This is a genomic window from Streptomyces sp. NBC_01485 (assembly GCF_036227125.1).
Taxonomy (GTDB): Bacteria; Actinomycetota; Actinomycetes; order Streptomycetales; family Streptomycetaceae; genus Streptomyces.
Genome location: NZ_CP109435.1, coordinates 4,622,206 through 4,639,185, shown reverse-complemented (window position 1 = coordinate 4,639,185; position 16,980 = coordinate 4,622,206). Strand labels below are relative to the sequence as shown.

The 16,980-nt window shown below is 71.2% G+C and carries 13 protein-coding genes; 9 read left to right on the top strand and 4 right to left on the bottom strand.

The features are described 5' to 3' along the window. Positions 1-232: 232 nt before the first annotated feature. From OG352_RS21145 to OG352_RS21110, 8 genes are all read left to right on the top strand, one after another. On the top strand, positions 233-820 hold the full coding sequence (locus OG352_RS21145; RefSeq protein WP_329218917.1) for a ribonuclease domain-containing protein: 588 nt from the start codon (positions 233-235) through the stop codon (positions 818-820). Positions 821-908: 88 nt separating this feature from the next. Beyond that, the gene (locus OG352_RS21140) at positions 909-1,364 is read left to right on the top strand and encodes a barstar family protein (RefSeq protein ID WP_329218915.1); all 456 of its coding nucleotides are present in this window, start codon (positions 909-911) and stop codon (positions 1,362-1,364) included. 187 nt (positions 1,365-1,551) lie between these two features. Next, positions 1,552-2,433, top strand: a complete 882-nt coding sequence (locus OG352_RS21135; protein WP_329218913.1) for a DUF2797 domain-containing protein — start codon at positions 1,552-1,554, stop codon at positions 2,431-2,433. Between the two features lie 189 nt (positions 2,434-2,622). Then, positions 2,623-3,363: a response regulator transcription factor gene (locus tag OG352_RS21130; protein WP_177244770.1), complete on the top strand. Its 741-nt coding sequence runs from the start codon at positions 2,623-2,625 to the stop codon at positions 3,361-3,363. Then, complete coding sequence (locus OG352_RS21125; RefSeq protein ID WP_329218911.1) at positions 3,360-5,000, top strand: HAMP domain-containing sensor histidine kinase; 1,641 nt, start codon at positions 3,360-3,362, stop codon at positions 4,998-5,000. The genes OG352_RS21130 and OG352_RS21125 overlap by 4 nt, the downstream gene beginning before the upstream one ends. A gap of 14 nt (positions 5,001-5,014) precedes the next feature. Beyond that, positions 5,015-6,577 (top strand): bifunctional glycosyltransferase family 2/GtrA family protein, encoded by a 1,563-nt coding sequence (locus tag OG352_RS21120; protein WP_329218910.1) that lies wholly within the window; start codon positions 5,015-5,017, stop codon positions 6,575-6,577. Beyond that, the gene (locus OG352_RS21115; protein WP_329218908.1) at positions 6,574-8,865 is read left to right on the top strand and encodes a glycosyltransferase family 39 protein; all 2,292 of its coding nucleotides are present in this window, start codon (positions 6,574-6,576) and stop codon (positions 8,863-8,865) included. Before OG352_RS21120 ends, OG352_RS21115 begins: the two co-directional genes overlap by 4 nt. 104 nt (positions 8,866-8,969) lie before the next feature. Then, a complete protein-coding gene (locus tag OG352_RS21110) occupies positions 8,970-10,472 on the top strand; it encodes an MFS transporter (RefSeq protein WP_443072309.1) in 1,503 nt (500 codons plus the stop codon). Between the two features lie 198 nt (positions 10,473-10,670). Here OG352_RS21110 and helR read toward each other — a convergent pair whose 3' ends face one another. Together helR and OG352_RS21100 are read right to left on the bottom strand one after the other, a co-directional pair. After that, positions 10,671-12,875 (bottom strand): RNA polymerase recycling motor ATPase HelR, encoded by a 2,205-nt coding sequence (gene helR, locus OG352_RS21105; protein WP_329218905.1) that lies wholly within the window; start codon positions 12,873-12,875, stop codon positions 10,671-10,673. A gap of 119 nt (positions 12,876-12,994) precedes the next feature. Then, positions 12,995-14,293: a glycosyltransferase gene (locus OG352_RS21100; RefSeq protein ID WP_329223907.1), complete on the bottom strand. Its 1,299-nt coding sequence runs from the start codon at positions 14,291-14,293 to the stop codon at positions 12,995-12,997. 239 nt (positions 14,294-14,532) lie between these two features. Between OG352_RS21100 and OG352_RS21095 the strand changes: the two genes are divergently transcribed. Further along, the gene (locus tag OG352_RS21095) at positions 14,533-15,315 is read left to right on the top strand and encodes a TetR/AcrR family transcriptional regulator (RefSeq protein WP_329218904.1); all 783 of its coding nucleotides are present in this window, start codon (positions 14,533-14,535) and stop codon (positions 15,313-15,315) included. 210 nt (positions 15,316-15,525) lie between these two features. Here OG352_RS21095 and OG352_RS21085 read toward each other — a convergent pair whose 3' ends face one another. Together OG352_RS21085 and OG352_RS21080 are read right to left on the bottom strand one after the other, a co-directional pair. Beyond that, positions 15,526-15,996 carry a PPOX class F420-dependent oxidoreductase gene (locus OG352_RS21085; RefSeq protein WP_329218903.1) on the bottom strand — a complete coding sequence of 157 codons (471 nt, stop codon included), beginning with the start codon at positions 15,994-15,996 and terminating at the stop codon, positions 15,526-15,528. A gap of 79 nt (positions 15,997-16,075) precedes the next feature. Next, positions 16,076-16,897: a YceI family protein gene (locus OG352_RS21080; RefSeq protein ID WP_329218902.1), complete on the bottom strand. Its 822-nt coding sequence runs from the start codon at positions 16,895-16,897 to the stop codon at positions 16,076-16,078. Between the last annotated feature and the right edge of the window lie 83 nt (positions 16,898-16,980).

The window sequence follows — 16,980 nt, the reverse complement described above, 5'->3', positions numbered from 1 at the left end:
CCGCCCTCGCCATGGGCGCCTCACTGATCGTGGCCGCCAACCCCTTCGCCGCAGACCAGGGCGATCCCGGCCGCTACGACCACGCCGACCCCCGAGGCACACGGCCTCGGGGAACCGCAGAGACACAAGTGAAGGAGTAAAGGTGTCCTCTAATCTTGTCCCGGCGTCCGCATCTGACGCGGAACGCCGCACAAAGCCCGGGCTCAGGGGCCGTCGCCGTATCCTGACCGTCGTGAGCCTGCTGCTCGCCCTCGTCAGCGGCGTGATCGCCGACTCCGGCGCCGCCTTCGCCCAGCCTCCGACGGCCCCGTGCCCCTGCAACTCGGCGCAGAACCCGTCTCCGCAAGGCGTGACGCAGGGAGACTGGAACGACGCGCGTGAAGCGGCGGACTTCTGGGCCAACCACGAGATCGACTTCTTCGCCGTGAACTGGTCCAACGCGCGGAGCTACTACGTCCTCGAGCCGAACGTCGGCCACGGGTGGCCCGGTCAGAACCATGGCCGCCAGTGGTTCGGATACTGGGAGCCCGCCGTTCACCGCACCCAGTTCATCTACTACGGCGGCACGTACAACGACTACAACGGTGTCGTCACCCAGATGGAGCGCAACCGCGGAGTGGCGGCGAACCGGGCCTACTCGACCTTCACCAACCGGATCGGGTTCACCCACATGTCTTCCTACGTGGAGTACGACCTCGACTACTACGGCGCGGCGCGAAGCGGGCGCAACGCGCGGCGGATCGTGCGCAACTTCATCACGGGCGACGTCTACGCCACGTTCGACCACTACGTCACCTTCCACTACCTGGGCCACTTCTAGGCGCGGACCGTGGTGACAGGGGGAGGTGGCGGCAGGCGGGGGATCCGCACGCCGCACCTCCCCCCACCGCAGAAAGAACAGGATCACCATGACCAGCACGACGGCCTGGATCCGCCCGCTGACCGAGGCGACAACCGGCGTCCCCCTGCGCAGGGACGTGCACGGCTCCCGCTGCCGCACCAGCCAGGGCCTGTTCACCGCATGGGCTGTCGGGCTCGGCTTCCCGGACTACTTCGGCCACAACTGGGACGCCTTCCGCGACTGCCTCCACGACGCCGTGTCGAACGCCTACATCGACACACCAGACCAGGAGAACCCGCCGCAACTGGCCGTCATCGTCCACGAGGCCGGGAACCTGCTCGCCGACGAGCCCCGGAACGCGCTCGTGATCCTCCTGAACCTCTTGAGCGAGGCCGCCGGCGACGACAACGCCGCCCCGAGACTGCTGCTCCTCCTCGACGACACCCCCGATCGCCTGTCCCGACTGGCCCAGCGCCTGACGGACGCGGGGTACCCGCCCGCCTTCCCCGGGAACCACCACTGAGTGTCGGCCAGGGTGAGACGCACGGCTGACGAGGTCGTTGCACGCCCCGAGCCTGTTCGCGTCGTGGGACGCTGCGCTCGCCCCACAGCAGCCACCCCCCGCCCGTGCCGCGCACCTGGACGCGGTCGCCTCGACCTCAGCCGGGGGCCGGGCGCGTTGTCAGTGGCCGGGCCTACCGTTGTCGGTGATGGCACAGGCATGGAAGTGCGCGGGGCTGCGGTGGTCGGCGGAGGGTCCCGTGCTGATGTGGGACGGGGGGCGTCGTAGCCCGCTGTCCTGGGGGAAACGGGTGGCCTTCGGGGTCGTGGAGGGGGGTGTGCGGCGGTGTGCCGGGGCTCGGGGGCATGTGTGTCCTCGGGGGGTGGTCGTGTCGGGGCGGAGTACGGGCGGGCGGTGCGAGGAGTGTGGGCGGCTGGACCGGGCCCACTCCGTCGCCGCGGACCGGGTCGCCGACGATCCGCGGCCGTACCGGGTGTACCTGGCCTGGTTCGGGCCCGGGCTCGTCAAGGTCGGGATCACCGCCGTCGAGCGGGGGTCGGTGCGGCTGCTGGAGCAGGGGGCCGTCTGTTTCACGTGGCTCGGCGCCGGGCCGCTGATGGCCGCCCGGCGCACCGAGGAGCTGCTGCGGGCGGCGCTGCGGGTGCCGGACCGGATTCCGTACGCCGAGAAGCGGGCGGTGCGGGCCGCGCTGCCGGACGGGGAGGAGGAACGGGCACGTGAGATACGGGAGGTGTATGGGCGGGCCGTGGAACTGGAGGGATGGCCCGAGTCGTTGGAGCGTGCGCCCTGCCGGCCTGTGGATCATGTGCGGGCGTTCGGGCTCGCCGGGGCGCCGGCCGCGCTCGGGGAGGTGAGCGAGCTCGTCGCCGGGGGCTCGGTGGGCGGGGAGCTGGTGGCGGCCGCCGGGCCCGATCTGCATCTGGCCACTCAGGGAGGGGCGGTCGTCGTCCTGGACACGCGGTTGGTACGGGGGTGGGAGCTGGTTCCGGTGGTGGGGGGTGGTGAAGTCACCTTTCCCGTACGGCACTTCGACGTCGGGGACGGGCATCGGCAGGACGGGTTGTTCTGATCGTTCTGATTGTTCTTCATTTCATGATCTTTCTGAGGCTCGGGAGAATGTGTGCCAGGTCGGCGCCCTGTGGTGTCGGGGCGGGGTGAAGGGTTCCCAGGTGTTGCCTGAGAGGTCCCTGTGCGTTTCTCAGGGAAATCACAGATAAGTGAAAGAGTGCTCTCAGGGGACCCGGAGAAGGTGTCCAACATGACCACGACCTCGCCCCAGGGGCGCACCGAACTGCTGAGGCCGGACGGGAGCCCCGTCCGAGTGCTTGTGGTGGACGACGAGATGTCGATCACCGAACTGCTGTCCATGGCCCTGCGCTATGAGGGATGGCAGATCCGGAGTGCGGGGGATGGCACGGGTGCCATCCAGACCGCGCGGGAGTTCCGGCCCGACGCCGTCGTCCTCGACATGATGCTGCCGGACATGGACGGGCTGACCGTCCTGGGGCGGCTGCGGCGGGAGCTGCCGGACGTTCCGGTGCTGTTCCTGACCGCCAAGGACGCCGTCGAGGACCGTATCGCCGGGCTCACCGCCGGCGGTGACGACTACGTCACCAAGCCGTTCAGTCTGGAAGAGGTCGTGGCGCGGCTGCGGGGGCTCATCCGGCGGTCCGGTGCCGCCGACCGGCGCTCCGACTCCATGCTCGTCGTCGGGGACCTCACCCTCGACGAGGACAGTCACGAGGTCTCGCGGTCCGGGGACAACATCCACCTCACCGCCACCGAGTTCGAGCTGCTGCGCTTCCTGATGCGCAACCCGCGGCGCGTGCTCAGCAAGGCGCAGATACTCGACCGCGTGTGGTCGTACGACTTCGGCGGGCAGGCCAACGTCGTCGAGCTGTACATCTCCTACCTGCGGCGCAAGATCGACGCGGGGCGTGAGCCGATGATCCACACCCGGCGTGGCGCCGGGTACCTGATCAAGCCCGCGGCGTCATGAGCGGGCGACGACGGCCGCGTCCGCAGAAGAGACGAGCGGGTAAGCCGCGCACCCTGCGGACCCGGCTCGTCGTCGTGTCCGTGACCCTGATCGCCGTGGTCTGCGCGGTGATCGGCACCGTCACCACCCTCGTACTGCGCGACCACCTGTACGGGCAGTTGAACGACTCCGTCAAGGAGGCCGCCATGCGAGTCTCCGGTGGGCCGGTCGGGGGCCCTGGCGGCAAGGACGGCGCCAAGAACGGCACCGGCACCGCCACCGGCGACACCGACGGGCCCAAGCAGATCACCATCGACGAGTTCGTCAGCCGGGGCCCGGGGCCGCAGAAGGCCATCGCGGCCAAGGTCGCGAACGGCTCGATCACCAGCGGCAAGGTCGGCGAGAGGACGAAGAACACCGCCGGCTACATGGACGTGAGCCCCGAGGACCTCACCGAGGCCCAGATGAAGGCGCTCGGCTCGGTCGCGCAGGACCAGAAGCAGCACACCGTCGAGATCCCCGGCCTCGGCACCTACCGGGTCCAGTACATCAACGGCAACAACGGTGACTTCTACGTAGGCTTCCCGACCTCCGACGTCGACGGCACCATCAGCACCCTGATCATCGTCGAGGTCAGCCTCACCCTCGCCGGCCTCATCGCGGCCGGGCTCGCGGGCACCGTGATGGTCAGTGTCGCCACCCGCCCCCTGCGCAGGGTCGCCGCGACCGCCACCCGGGTCTCCGAGCTGCCCCTGCACACCGGCGAGGTCAACCTCAGCGAGCGGGTGCCCGAGTCCGAGACCGACCCGCACACCGAGGTCGGGCAGGTCGGCGCCGCGCTCAACCGGATGCTGAACCACGTCCACGGCGCGCTGCACGCCCGCCAGGAGAGCGAGATGCGGGTCCGGCAGTTCGTCGCGGACGCCAGCCACGAGCTGCGCACCCCCCTGGCCTCCATCAGAGGATACGCCGAGCTGACCCGGCGCGGACGCGAAGAGGTCGGCCCCGACACCAAGCACGCTCTGGGCCGTATCGAGTCCGAGGCCGGCCGGATGACCTTCCTGGTCGAGGATCTGCTGCTGCTCGCCCGCCTCGACGCGGGACGGCCGTTGCAGTTCGAGCAGACCGACCTCGTCCCCCTCGTCATCGACACCATCAGCGACGCCCGCGCCGCCGGACGCGACCACGTCTGGCGGCTCGAACTCCCCGACGAGCCCGCCCTGGTGTCCGCGGACGCGGCCCGGCTGCAGCAGGTCCTCGTCAACCTCCTCGCCAACGCCCGTACGCACACCGCGCCGGGGACGACCGTCACCGCACGCGTGGAGCGGCGCGGGCCGTGGCTGTGCGTGGACGTCCAGGACAACGGGCAGGGGATTCCGCCCGACCTGCTTCCGCACGTCTTCGAACGGTTCGCCCGAGGCGACTCCGCGCGCTCCCGCGCCACCGGCTCGACCGGCCTCGGCCTCGCCATCGTGCAGGCCGTCGCGACCGCGCACGGCGGCGCCGTGACCGTCGACAGCGTGCCCGGACGCACCGTGTTCACCGTGCACCTGCCCGCGCTCGGCCCCGCCGTGCCCCAGCCGGCGCCCGAAACGAACTGGCAACTCGACTCACAGGTCGAGCACAGTGCCACCACATGGGTGCAACAGGGCGCCTGACGAAAGTCGATGACATGCGAACCGACTCTTCTCCCGGCACCCTGCCGGCGCGGGAGCACCTCCCGGCCGCGGCAGCCGGTACGCCTGTCCTGGACGTAGTGATCCCCGTCTACAACGAGGAGAAGGACCTCCAGCCGTGCGTCTGGAGACTGCACGACCACCTGGCGCGTACGTTCCCCTACCCCTTCCGCATCACCATCGCCGACAACGCGTCGACGGACACCACCCCCGAGGTGGCGCGGCTGCTGGAGGCGCGGATCCCGGAGGTGAAGTCCTTCCGGCTGGAGCAGAAGGGCCGCGGCCGTGCGCTGCGGACCGTCTGGTCGGCCTCGGACGCCCCGATCCTCGCGTACATGGACGTGGACCTGTCCACCGACCTGAACGCGCTGCTGCCGCTGGTGGCACCGCTGATCTCCGGCCACTCCGACCTGGCGATCGGCTCCCGGCTCGCCCGTAGCTCCCGGGTCGTACGGGGCACCAAGCGGGAGTTCATCAGCCGGGCCTACAACCTGATCCTGCGCGGCTCGCTCCAGGCCCGCTTCTCGGACGCGCAGTGCGGGTTCAAGGCGATCAGGCGTGACGTCGCTCAAGTTCTGCTCCCGTTGGTGGAAGACACCGGCTGGTTCTTCGACACTGAGATGCTGGTGCTCGCCGAACGTGCCGGGCTCCGTATCCACGAGGTGCCGGTCGACTGGGTCGACGACCCGAACTCCACGGTGCACATCGTGAAGACGGCGACCGACGACCTGAAAGGGGTGTGGCGCGTGGGCAAGGCCCTGGCCACCGGTTCGCTGTCCCTCGACCGGCTCACCCGCCCGTTCGGCGACGATCCGCGCGACCGTGAGATCCAGGACGTGCCCAAGGGCCTGGCCCGTCAGCTCGTCGGCTTCTGTGTCGTCGGCGGCCTGTCCACCCTCTTCTACCTCCTCCTCTACAGCGGCTTCCGCCAGTTCGGCGGCTCGCAGGTGGCCAACGCGCTCGCCCTGCTGGTGTCCGCCGTCGCCAACACCGCCGCCAACCGGCGGCTGACCTTCGGGGTGCGGGGCCGCGGCGGGGCCGTCAAGCACCAGGCGCAGGGCCTGGTCGTCTTCGGCGTCGGCCTCGCGCTGACCAGCGGCTCGCTCGCGGCGCTGGACGCGGCGAGCGCCCACCCCGCGCACGCCACCGAACTGGCGGTCCTCGTCGCCGCCAACCTCGCGGCGACGGTGCTGCGGTTCCTGCTCTTCCGCGCGTGGGTGTTCTCCGACCGGCGGGACGGCGAGGATCCGGCGGAGCCGGCAGCCCCGGTGGCTTCGGCAGCCCCGGCGACCGCGTCCTTGCAGGCCGGCGGCCCCTTTGTGCCGCTGCCGCAGCGCCAGGTCAACCACCAGCAGAGCAGCACCAGCAGCACCCACGACATCAACACCACCCACACCACCCACACCACCCACAGCCTCAACAGCACCACGTACCACACGACTCAGTACGACACGACTCAGTTCCGCGCCGGTGAAGCCGCGGACGGTACCTGGAGGGACGCCACCATGCGGATGCAGCCCGTGCGCCCCCACGACACCGACGCGGGGGAAACCCGATGACCACCGAACTCGACCAGACGACCACCGCCTGGGATCGGCCGCCGGCCGACGCGCCCGCGGCCCCCCGGGAACCGGTCGCCGCGGCGCCCGGTTCGGGCGAGCCGAAGCAGCCGTTCGTCCGCAGACTGTGGCGTGGCCGCCCCGAGGACCCGCGCTGGGCGCGCCCGGCCTTCCTCGGCCTGCTGGCCGCCACCCTCCTCCTCTACCTCTACGACCTGAGCGCCTCCGGCTACGCCAACTCCTTCTACTCGGCGGCCGTCCAGGCCGGCAGCGCGAGCTGGAAGGCGATGTTCTTCGGCTCGCTGGACGCGGGCAACGCCATCACCGTCGACAAGCCCCCGGCCTCGCTGTGGCCGATGGCGCTGTCGGTGAAGATCTTCGGCCTGAACTCGTGGGCGATCCTCGTGCCCGAGGTGCTGATGGGCGTCGGCACGGTCGCCGTGGTCTACGCCTCCGTGCGCCGCCGGTTCAGTCCCGCGGCCGGTCTGATCGCGGGCGCCGTGCTGGCGCTCACCCCCGTCGCCGCGCTGATGTTCCGGTTCAACAACCCGGACGCGATGCTGGCCCTGCTGATGGCCGTGGCCTGCTACATGGTGGCCCGCGCGCTGGAGGACGGCCGGACGAAGTGGCTGGTGTGGGCCGGGGTCGCGATCGGCTTCGCGTTCCTCGCCAAGACGCTTCAGGCGTTCCTCGTCCTGCCGCCGCTCGCGATCGTCTACGCGGTCTGCGCGCCGGTGTCGGTGAAGAAGCGGTTCGGCCAACTGGCCGTCGCGACCGGCGCGTTGATCGTGTCCGGTGGCTGGTGGGTCGCGATCGTCGAGCTGTGGCCCGCCTCCTCCCGCCCCTACATCGGCGGCTCGCAGAACAACTCCTTCCTGGAGCTGACCTTCGGCTACAACGGTCTCGGCCGCCTCAACGGCGAGGAGACCGGCAGCGTCGGCGGCGGCGGTGGCGGAGGCGGCACCGGGCAGTGGGGCGAGACCGGCTGGGACCGGATGTTCAATTCCGAGATCGGCGGCCAGATCTCCTGGCTGCTGCCGGCCGCGCTGGTCCTGCTGGTCGGCGGCCTGGTCGCCACCCTCCCCCACTCTCGGCTCCGCTCGAGCGGGGGGACCCCCATGCTGAAGCGGACGTCGACGACCCGCGGTCTGTTCCTGGTCTGGGGCGGCTCGCTGCTGATCACCATGGTCGTCTTCAGCTACATGGCGGGCATCTTCCACCAGTACTACACGGTGGCCCTGGCCCCCTACATGGCGGCCGTGATCGGCATGGGCGCCGGTCTGCTGTGGGAGAAGCGGTCCGAGATCTGGGCCTCGATCACCCTCGCGGCCTCGGTGGTCGCGGCGGCCGGCTGGTCGTACGTCCTGCTCAACCGCACCCCCGACTACCTGCCCTGGCTGAAGTGGCTGGTCCTGATCGGCGGCCTGGTCGCCGCGCTCGGCCTGACCTTCGCGGGTCGCCTCAACCGTCAACTCGCCCTCGCGGCGGCCTCGGTGGGCATGGTCGCCGCGCTGGCCGGACCGACGGCGTACACCATCAGCACCCTCCAGGAGGGCCACACCGGTTCCATCGTGACCGCCGGTCCGGCCGGCGCGAGCATGATGGGCGGCGGCGGTCCGGGTGGCGGCGGCGGTGGCGGCCGGGGCGGCTTCGGCGGCAACGGCGGCGGTCCCGGCGGCCAGACTCAGCAGAACGGCAACGGCAACACCCAGGGTCAGGGCCAGGGGCAAGGCCAGGGCCAGAACCAGCAGGGCGGCGGCACCGGCGGCTTCCCCGGCGGGGGCACGGGCGGCCAGAACCAGCAGAACGGCAACGGCAACACCCAGAACGGAAACGGCAACACGCAGGGCGGTATGCCCGGCGGCCAGACCGGTGACGGCGGCGGCATGGGCGGCGGCGGTGTCGGCGGGCTGCTCAACGGCGCGTCGGTCACCGACGAGGCCAAGAAGCTGCTGGACGCCGACTCGGGCGAGTACACCTGGGTCGCCGCCGCGATCGGCGCCCAGAACGCCGCGAGCTACCAACTCGCCACGGGTGACGCGGTGATGGCGATCGGCGGCTTCAACGGCACCGACCCGTCCCCGACCCTGGCGCAGTTCAAGCAGTACGTGACCGACGGCAGGATCCACTACTTCATCAGCAGTGGCTCGTCCGGCGGCGGCATGGGCGGCGGTAGCAGCAGCAGCGGCACGTCCTCGCAGATCACGTCCTGGGTCGAGGCCAACTACAAGAAGGTGACGGTGGGTTCGGCCACCTTCTACGACCTGACGCAGAAGGCGAGTAGCTGACGGCGGTGCTCTGAGCAAGAGGTAAGGGGCGGTGGCCAATGGTCATCGCCCCTTACTCGTATCTCGGTTGTACGGTGTATGGGAAGTCTTCTACGGTGTACAGGGTGACGACGACTACCTCTCACCCCCAACGCTGGCTGATCCTCGGCGTGATCTGCCTCGCGCAGCTCACCGTGCTGCTCGACAACACCGTCCTGAACGTCGCGATCCCCTCCCTCACCCGGGAGTTGGACGCGACCACCTCCGACATCCAGTGGATGATCAACGCGTACTCGCTCGTCCAGTCCGGGCTGCTGCTCACCGCGGGCAGCGCCGCCGACCTCTACGGCCGTAAGAAGATGCTCGTCGCGGGACTGGCACTGTTCGGTGTCGGCTCCCTGGTGGCCGGACTCGCGGACACCACCGCCCAGTTGATCGCCGCGCGGGCGGGCATGGGCGTGGGCGGGGCGCTGCTGATCACCACCACCCTCGCCGTGGCCATGCAGATCTTCGCGCCCGAGGAGCAGCCGAAGGCGATCGGCATCTGGGCCGCGGTGAACTCGCTGGGCTTCGCGACCGGTCCGCTGATAGGCGGCTTCGTGCTGAACCACTTCTGGTGGGGCGCGATCTTCCTGATCAACCTGCCGGTGGTGGCGCTGGGCCTGGTGGCCGTCGTCGCCCTGGTCCCGGAGTCGAAGGCCGCGTCTTCCCGGGGGACAACCCCCGGACCCCCGGAGCAGGGCGACCGTCCCGACCTGCTCGGCGCGCTGCTCTCCACGGTCGGCATGGCCTCGCTGGTCTTCGCGATCATCTCCGGTCCGGCGTACGGCTGGACGTCGTCGCGGGTGGTGGTGAGCGCGGGCGTGGCGGTCGTCGTCCTCGCGCTGTTCGCCTACTGGGAGAGCAGGATCCCGTACCCCATGCTCGACCTGGCGTTCTTCCGCAACCGCCGGTTCACGGGCGCGGTGGCCGGCGCGGTGCTGGTGACCTTCGGGATGGGCGGGGCGCTGTTCCTGCTCACCCAGCACCTCCAGTTCGTTCTCGGATACGGCCCTCTGGAGGCGGGCCTGCGCACCGCGCCGCTGGCGCTGACCGTCGTGGCCCTCAACTTCACCGGGGTGTCGGCCAAGGTGATGGCCAGGCTCGGCGGGCCGCTGTCGGTGCTGGTGGGGATGGTGGTGATGGCGGGCGGCCTGGTGTCCATCGCCACGCTCGCCGCCGACGGTTACGCCGGGATGCTGACGGGGCTCGTCCTCATCGGCGTGGGCACCGCGGTCGCGAGCCCGGCGATGGCCCACGCGATCATGAGTTCCACACCGCCGGCGAAGGCGGGGGTGGGTGCGGGGATCAACGGGACCTTGGGGGAGTTCGGCACCGGGCTGGGGGTCGCCGTGCTGGGCGCGGTGCTGACCTCGCGGTTCGCGGCGGAGTCGCTGCCGGTGGCGTTGGCCTCGGCGAACTCGGCGACGGAGAAGGCGCGCCTGATCGACTCCTTCGCCGCCGGGCTGGAGACCAGCCAGTTGCTGGGGGCGTCGGCCGTGCTGGCGGGCGGGGTGCTGGCGGCGGGGTTGCTGCGCAGGGCGGAGGAGGAGGGGGAGGGGGAGGAGTCGTCGGTTCTGGCCGCCTAGGTCAGGTGCTGGCGGCTTGTGACAGTGGATGACGGGTGGCCCGGTGAGTCCGTGCCCGAGGCCCGGGTACTATCGGCCGCGAAATGTGACACATCCCCCCGTGAGTGTCACATTCGTGGAACTGGTACCCGGCCGCCCGTGGATTCGCCACCAGCGTCGGACCTCGGCCGGGCCACCCGTCACCCCATCAGGTGCCGGTCAGGCGCTGGTCAGGATGACGAGTCGCTGGGTGGCGCGAGTCATCGCCACATAGCGGTCGACCGCCCCTTCGACGCCCTCGCCGAACCCCTCCGGGTCGACGAGGACGACCAGGTCGAACTCGAGCCCCTTCGACAGCTCCGGAGTCAGCGACCGCACACGCGACGTCGCCCCGGTCGTCGCCCGGAACGTCGCCCGGAACGTCGCCTGGAACGTGGCATCGCCGATGACGCAGGCGACCCCGTCGGCATGCGCCGCGAGCCAGGTGTCGAGGATCGAGTCCAGCTCCGTAACAGCGCCGCGCACGACGGGGACACCGCCGCTGCGGATGGACGTGGGCACGTTGGCGTCCGGGAGGACGGCGCGGATGACCGGCTCGGCCTCCGTCATGATCTCCTCGGGCGTCCGGTAGTTGATGCTCAGGGACGCCAGGCTGATCCGGTCGAACCCGACCCGCTCCAGCCGTTCCCGCCACGACTCCGTGAACCCGTGCCGGGCCTGGGCGCGGTCCCCGACGATGGTGAAGCTCCGGGACGGGCACCGCAGGAGCAGCATCTGCCACTGCGCGTCGGTCAGTTCCTGGGCCTCGTCCACGACGACGTGCGCGAACGGGCCGACGAGCAGGTCCGGTTCGATGGCGGTCAGCCCGCTCTCGTCGACCAGGGTGTCCCGCAGGTCCTGCCCGTGCAGCATCCCCATCGCGCCTTCGCTCTCGTCGATCTCGACGTTCTGCAGCAGGCTGTCGATGACGTCGTCCCGGCGTGCCCGTTCGGCGGCGATCGCCGCCTTCTGCCGACGCTGACGCCGCGCCGCCTCCGGGTCGCCGAGCCGCTGCCGTGCCGCGTCCAGCAGCGGCAGGTCGGACACCGTCCAGGCCTGGGCGTCCGCGCGCTGGAGCCGCGCCACGTCGTCCCGGTCGAGCCAGGGAGCGCACATCCGCAGGTAGGCGGGCACCGACCACAGGTCCGAGACGAGGTCGGGCGCCGCGAGCAGCGGCCACGCGCGGTTGAAGGCCGTGAGCAGCTCCCTGTTCTGCAGCAGTGACTTGCGGAGCAGGACGGGCGAGACGTCGTCGCCGTCGTGCACGCTCTCGTGCTTGTCCATCAGGATCGCGAGCAGTTCCTCCCAGACCTGCTCGCGCGCGTCGTTGTGCGGAGTGCCGGGTTCCGCCGCTTCGAACGCCGCGGCCCAGTCGTCGGCGGTCAGCCGGACGTCGGACCAGTGGGTGGTGACCGTCATCCCCTCGGTGGGCGGATCCTCGTAGAACCTGACGGCCTTCTCGATCGCCCGCACCAGGTTCGCGGACGACTTCAGCCGGGCCACCTCCGGATCGGCCTCGACCGCCGCCGAGGCCCCCTCCGCGACGAGGTCCCGCAGGGTGCAGGTCTGCACGCCCTCCTCCCCGAGGCTGGGCAGCACGTCGGCGACGTAACCCAGGTAGGGCCGGCTCGGCCCGACGAACAGCACGCCGCCCCGGCGGTGCCCGAGGCGCGGGTCGGAGTACAGCAGGTAGGCGGAGCGGTGCAGGGCGACGACGGTCTTGCCCGTACCGGGACCGCCGTCGACGACGAGCGCGCCGCGCGATCCCGCGCGGATGATGGCGTCCTGGTCGGACTGGATGGTGCCGAGCACGTCCCGCATCCGGTCCGACCGGTTGCCGCCCAGGCTGGCGATGAACGCGGACTGGTCGTCGAGCGCGGCGTGCCCGGCGAACCCGTCCGAGGTGAACACCTCGTCCCAGTAGTCGCTGATCCGGCCGCCGGTCCAGCGGTAGCGGCGGCGGCTCGCCAGCCCCATCGGGTTGGCGTGGGTGGCCCCGAAGAACGGCTCGGCGGCGGGCGAACGCCAGTCGAGCAGCAGCCGGCGCCCCTCGCTGTCGGTGAGGCCGAGCCGCCCGATGTACAGGGGCTCGGGGCCGTCCGCGCCGACCATGTGTCCCAGGCACAGGTCCAGACCGAAGCGGCGCAGGGCGCGCAGCCGGCCGGTCAGCCGGTGGATCTCCATGTCCCGGTCCATCGCCTGCCGGCCGATACCGCCGGGCGACCTGCGCTCGGCGTCGAGGCGCTCGGTCAGCTCGGCGATCGCCTCCTCGAGGCACTCGGCGATGGCCGCGAAGTGCTGCTCGTCGCCGGCGATCAGCGCCGGGTCGGCCTTGGCGGACAGGCGGTCGGGAAGGTCGAACGCGCTGGTGGTCAGGGGGTTCACTGCATCAGCTCCGATATGAGGTCGCTTACGACCATTGCACGTGACGGGAAGCGGCTGGACCGGCGAGAGCGGCTGGACCGGCTGGACTGGCGGGACCGTCCGGACCGGCGTGACGGACCTCACGCGGCCGGGGGCGTCCGCTGCGCGCCCCGCCCCCGGCCGACGACGTCGAACAGCAGCTTCGCGGCCACCTCCGCCCCGTCGGTGCGGATCATGGCGGCCACCGTGGTCGCCCGGGCGCGGGTCTCGTCGGCCAGGGCCGTCGTCAGCGCGGCCGACAGGGACGCGAAGGTCGGCGTCGGACCGTCGTGCGCCGCGCCGATGCCCAGCTCGGCGACCCGGTCCGCCCAGCGCGGCTGGTCCACGATCTGCGGGACGACCACCTGGGGCGCACCGGCCCGCGCGGCCGTCGTCGTGGTCCCCGCGCCGCCGTGGTGCACGACGGCCGCCACCCGCCCGAACAACCGCTGCTGGTTGACCTCGCCGACGACGAAACAGTCGTCCCATCCGCCGTCCCGACCGTCGTCGCGGCCATCGTCCCGATCCTTGTCCCGGCCGTCGATCAGGCCCAGCCCCGCCCAGCCGCTCCCGACGAGCACGCGCCGCCCCTGCGCGCGCACCGCTTCGACGGCCACCCGGGCGACGTCCGTCGGGCCGCGCATGGGCATGCTGCCGAAGCCGACGTACACCGGCGGCGCGCCGGCCTCCAGGAACGCCACCAGGTCGGCCGGCAGCGGGCGTTCGTCCAGCAGGATCCACGCGCCGGTCTGCACGACGTCGAGGTCCGTCAGCTCCTGCCACGGGCCGAGGACCGGGTCGGCCGCCAGCCACGGCTGCTCGGTGAACACGTGGTCGCGGACGCCTGTCACCGGGGGCAGGCCGAGCGCCGACAGGTGGGTGTTGAGCGCCCCGCCGTACAGCGCGTCCACCTTCTGGGCGTCCAGGTCCCACAGCACCCGGTTGTCGGTCACGCCCGGCGGGAACGGCGGGCCCGGCCGCGACGGCGACGGCAGGTAGTGCGGCGACGGCAGTTCGCACGGATGGAAGCACGCGTACACGTAGGGGATGCCCAGCCGCTCGGCCACCGACCGGGTGCCGACCGGCAGCAGGCCGGTCGCCAGCACCACGTCACATCCCTCGGCCGCCGCGGCGACCGTGTCGAACCGCGCGGCGACCAGCTCGGCCGCGAACCGGGGCACGTCCGCCGCCGACACCGGCGTCACCCCGGTCACCAGCTCGCGCACCGACCGCCCGAACGGCACGAACTCCGCGCCGGCACCTCCCACCAGCTCCGCGAACTCCTCGTCCGGCGGCGCGCACACCCGCACCTCCGCGCCGAGTTCCCGCAACGCCACCGCCAGTCCCGCCAGCGGCTCGACGTCCCCACGCGACCCGTACGTCGACAACAGCACACGCATTTCCACGACCCCGTTTTCCGCAGATTCCGGCCCAGGCGGGAGATTCTGCGGCACGACGGGGGCCTTGCCGCAAGCCCCCCACTGCGCTATAAGTTGAAAGTGGCAAGGAGCGCGTGACCTCCTTGCCTTTGCTTTTTTCCCCGGTCTCTTTGTTTCCTTTCCGCTGCCGCTTTCCGCTGCCTCCGTCTTCAGGCCTAGCATCTTTCCCAGTTACCGCGACGTGAGGAAGGTGCCCTGCCATGGCCGAGACCGCCAAGGACGCCGGGACCGCCAAGGACGCCGCGCGGCGCAGCGTGTGGCTGGAGGGCAAGGCGCGCCGGCGTGGGCGGGGCGGGAGCCAGCCCTCCGGGCTCGACCTGGACCGGATCACCGAGGTCACCGTGCGCCTGCTGGACGCCGAGGGGCTGACCAGGTTCTCCATGCGCCGGCTGGCCGCCGAGCTGAACGTGACGGCGATGTCCGTCTACTGGTACGTCGACACCAAGGACGACCTCCTCGAAATCGCCCTGGACCGGGTCTACGGCGAGCTGGAGAAACTGCCCGACCCGCAGGACGAGGGCGCGGACTGGCGCGAGCAACTGCGCACGCTGGCCACGGCCTACCGGGGGCTGCTGGTCCGCCACGCCTGGCTGTCCCCGCTCGCCGGCCGCTACCTCAACCTCGGCCCGAACTCCGTGCGCTTCTCCCGCACGGTCCAGCAGACCGTCCTGCGCACCGGCCTGCCCGAGCGCGGCATCACCGGCGCGATCTCGGCCGTCTTCCAGTTCGTGTACGGCTACGGCACGATCGAGGGCCACTTCCTGACACGCGCCGCGGACACCGGTCTGACCCCGGACGAGTACTTCCAACATGCCCTGAGCGCGAGCCACGAGGCCCCGCAGACCGCGGAGATCGTCGCGCAGTCCAAGAACCTCATGGCGGCCCGCGGCGGCGACACGGTCGCCGAGATGCTGGACCGCGACTTCACCTTCGCCCTGGACCTGCTGGTGGCGGGCATCGAGGCGATGGTGAAACGCGGTTAGCCCTGGCTTCGGTTTTTTTAGTCCTGGACGAGCCGGGCCGGGAACCCGCCGGTCGCCACCGGCCCCCACCGCTCCGGCGTGACCCGGATGATCGACTTGCCCTGCTTCAGCATGGCCTGCCGGGCCCCTTCTGTCTGCGTCCCTCGCACTGCTGCGCAGGCTTCGAGACGCTGCGCCGGACTCCGTCCGTCGGTCTGGGTCGTCCGGGGTTCAGTCCTGTTGTGCGAGCCGTGCCGGGAACCCGCCGGTCGCCACCGGCCCCCACCGCTCCGGCGTGACCCGGATGATCGACTTGCCCTGCTTCAGCATGGCCTGCCGGTACTCGTCCCAGTCGGGGTGCTCGCCGGCGATGTTGCGGTAGTACTCCACGAGCGGCTCGACGGAGTCCGGCGCGTCGACGACCTCGGCGGTGCCGTCGATCTGGACCCAGGGCCCGTTCCAGTCGTCGCTGAGCACGAGGAGGCTCACCCGCTCGTCCCGCTTGGCGTTACGGGTCTTCGCCCGCTCGGGGTAGGTGGAGACGACGATCCGCCCCGCGTCGTCGACCCCGCAGGTCAGCGGCGATGCCTGGGGCCCGCCGTCGCCCCGCCGGGTCAGCAGGATCGCATGATGCCGGGGGCGGACGAAGTCCAGCAGCTCGTCCAGAGAGACCTTGGTGTTCGTCGCGATGTTCGGTGCCATGGGCCCAGCCTAGGCGGCAGAACCCACGTTCCGGCTGACCCTGCCGTGCCTACGCCTACGCCCATCCCCACCCCCATGCCTACGGATGCGGCAGGGCGTCCCCCTGCACCGCCTGGACGTCCAGTTCGACCTTGAGGGTCGTACCGATGGCGGCGATGCCGGCCTGGACGACCTGGTTGTAGTCCATCGCGAAGTCCTCGCGGTGGAGTTCCGCCGTCGCGCGGAACGCGGCGCGGGTGCCGCCCCACGGGTCCGAGCCGGTGCCGAGGTAGGCGAGATCCAGGTCGACGGGCCGTGCGACACCGCGCATGGTCAGCGTGCCGTGGACCGTCCAGCGGTCGGGGCCCGCCGCCGTCAGGCCGGTCGAGAGGTAGGTGATCTTCGGGTACGTCTCGACGTCCAGGAAGTCCGACGAGCGCAGGTGGGTGTCGCGCATGTCGTTGCCGGTGTCGATGGAGGCCGCCCGGATCACCGTCTCCACACGGGACTTGGTGACGTCGTCCGGGGCGATCTCGACGGACGCCGTGAAGTCCGTGAACCGGCCGCGCACGCTGGAGATGCCCAGGTGCCGGGCGACCGCGCCGACCGTGGAGTGCGCCGGGTCGACGGTCCACGGGCCGGGCGGCGGCAGTTCCGCGCCGCCCTGCCGGGCCAGGGTCACGGTGCCGACCTCCGCCCGCCCGCTCGCCGTGACGATCGCGGTGGAGGCCGAGGGCGCGTACCCGACGGCCGTGATGATCACCGTGTACGGGCCGGGCACGAGCTCGGTCGTGTCCCGGACGGCCCCCTCGTCGTCCGCCTCCGCCCGCAGCATCTGGGTGCCCGTCATGTCGGTCACCGTGACGACGGCGTGCGACAGAGCCCAGCCGTCCCTGGTGCGGATCCTCGCGGTCAGTGCCATGTCAGTGCCATCTCCGGTAACTCCTCCAAAGAGCCCGGTGGGCGGCGGGATCCGTACCCGCCGCCCACTCGGTGCCGTCCGTC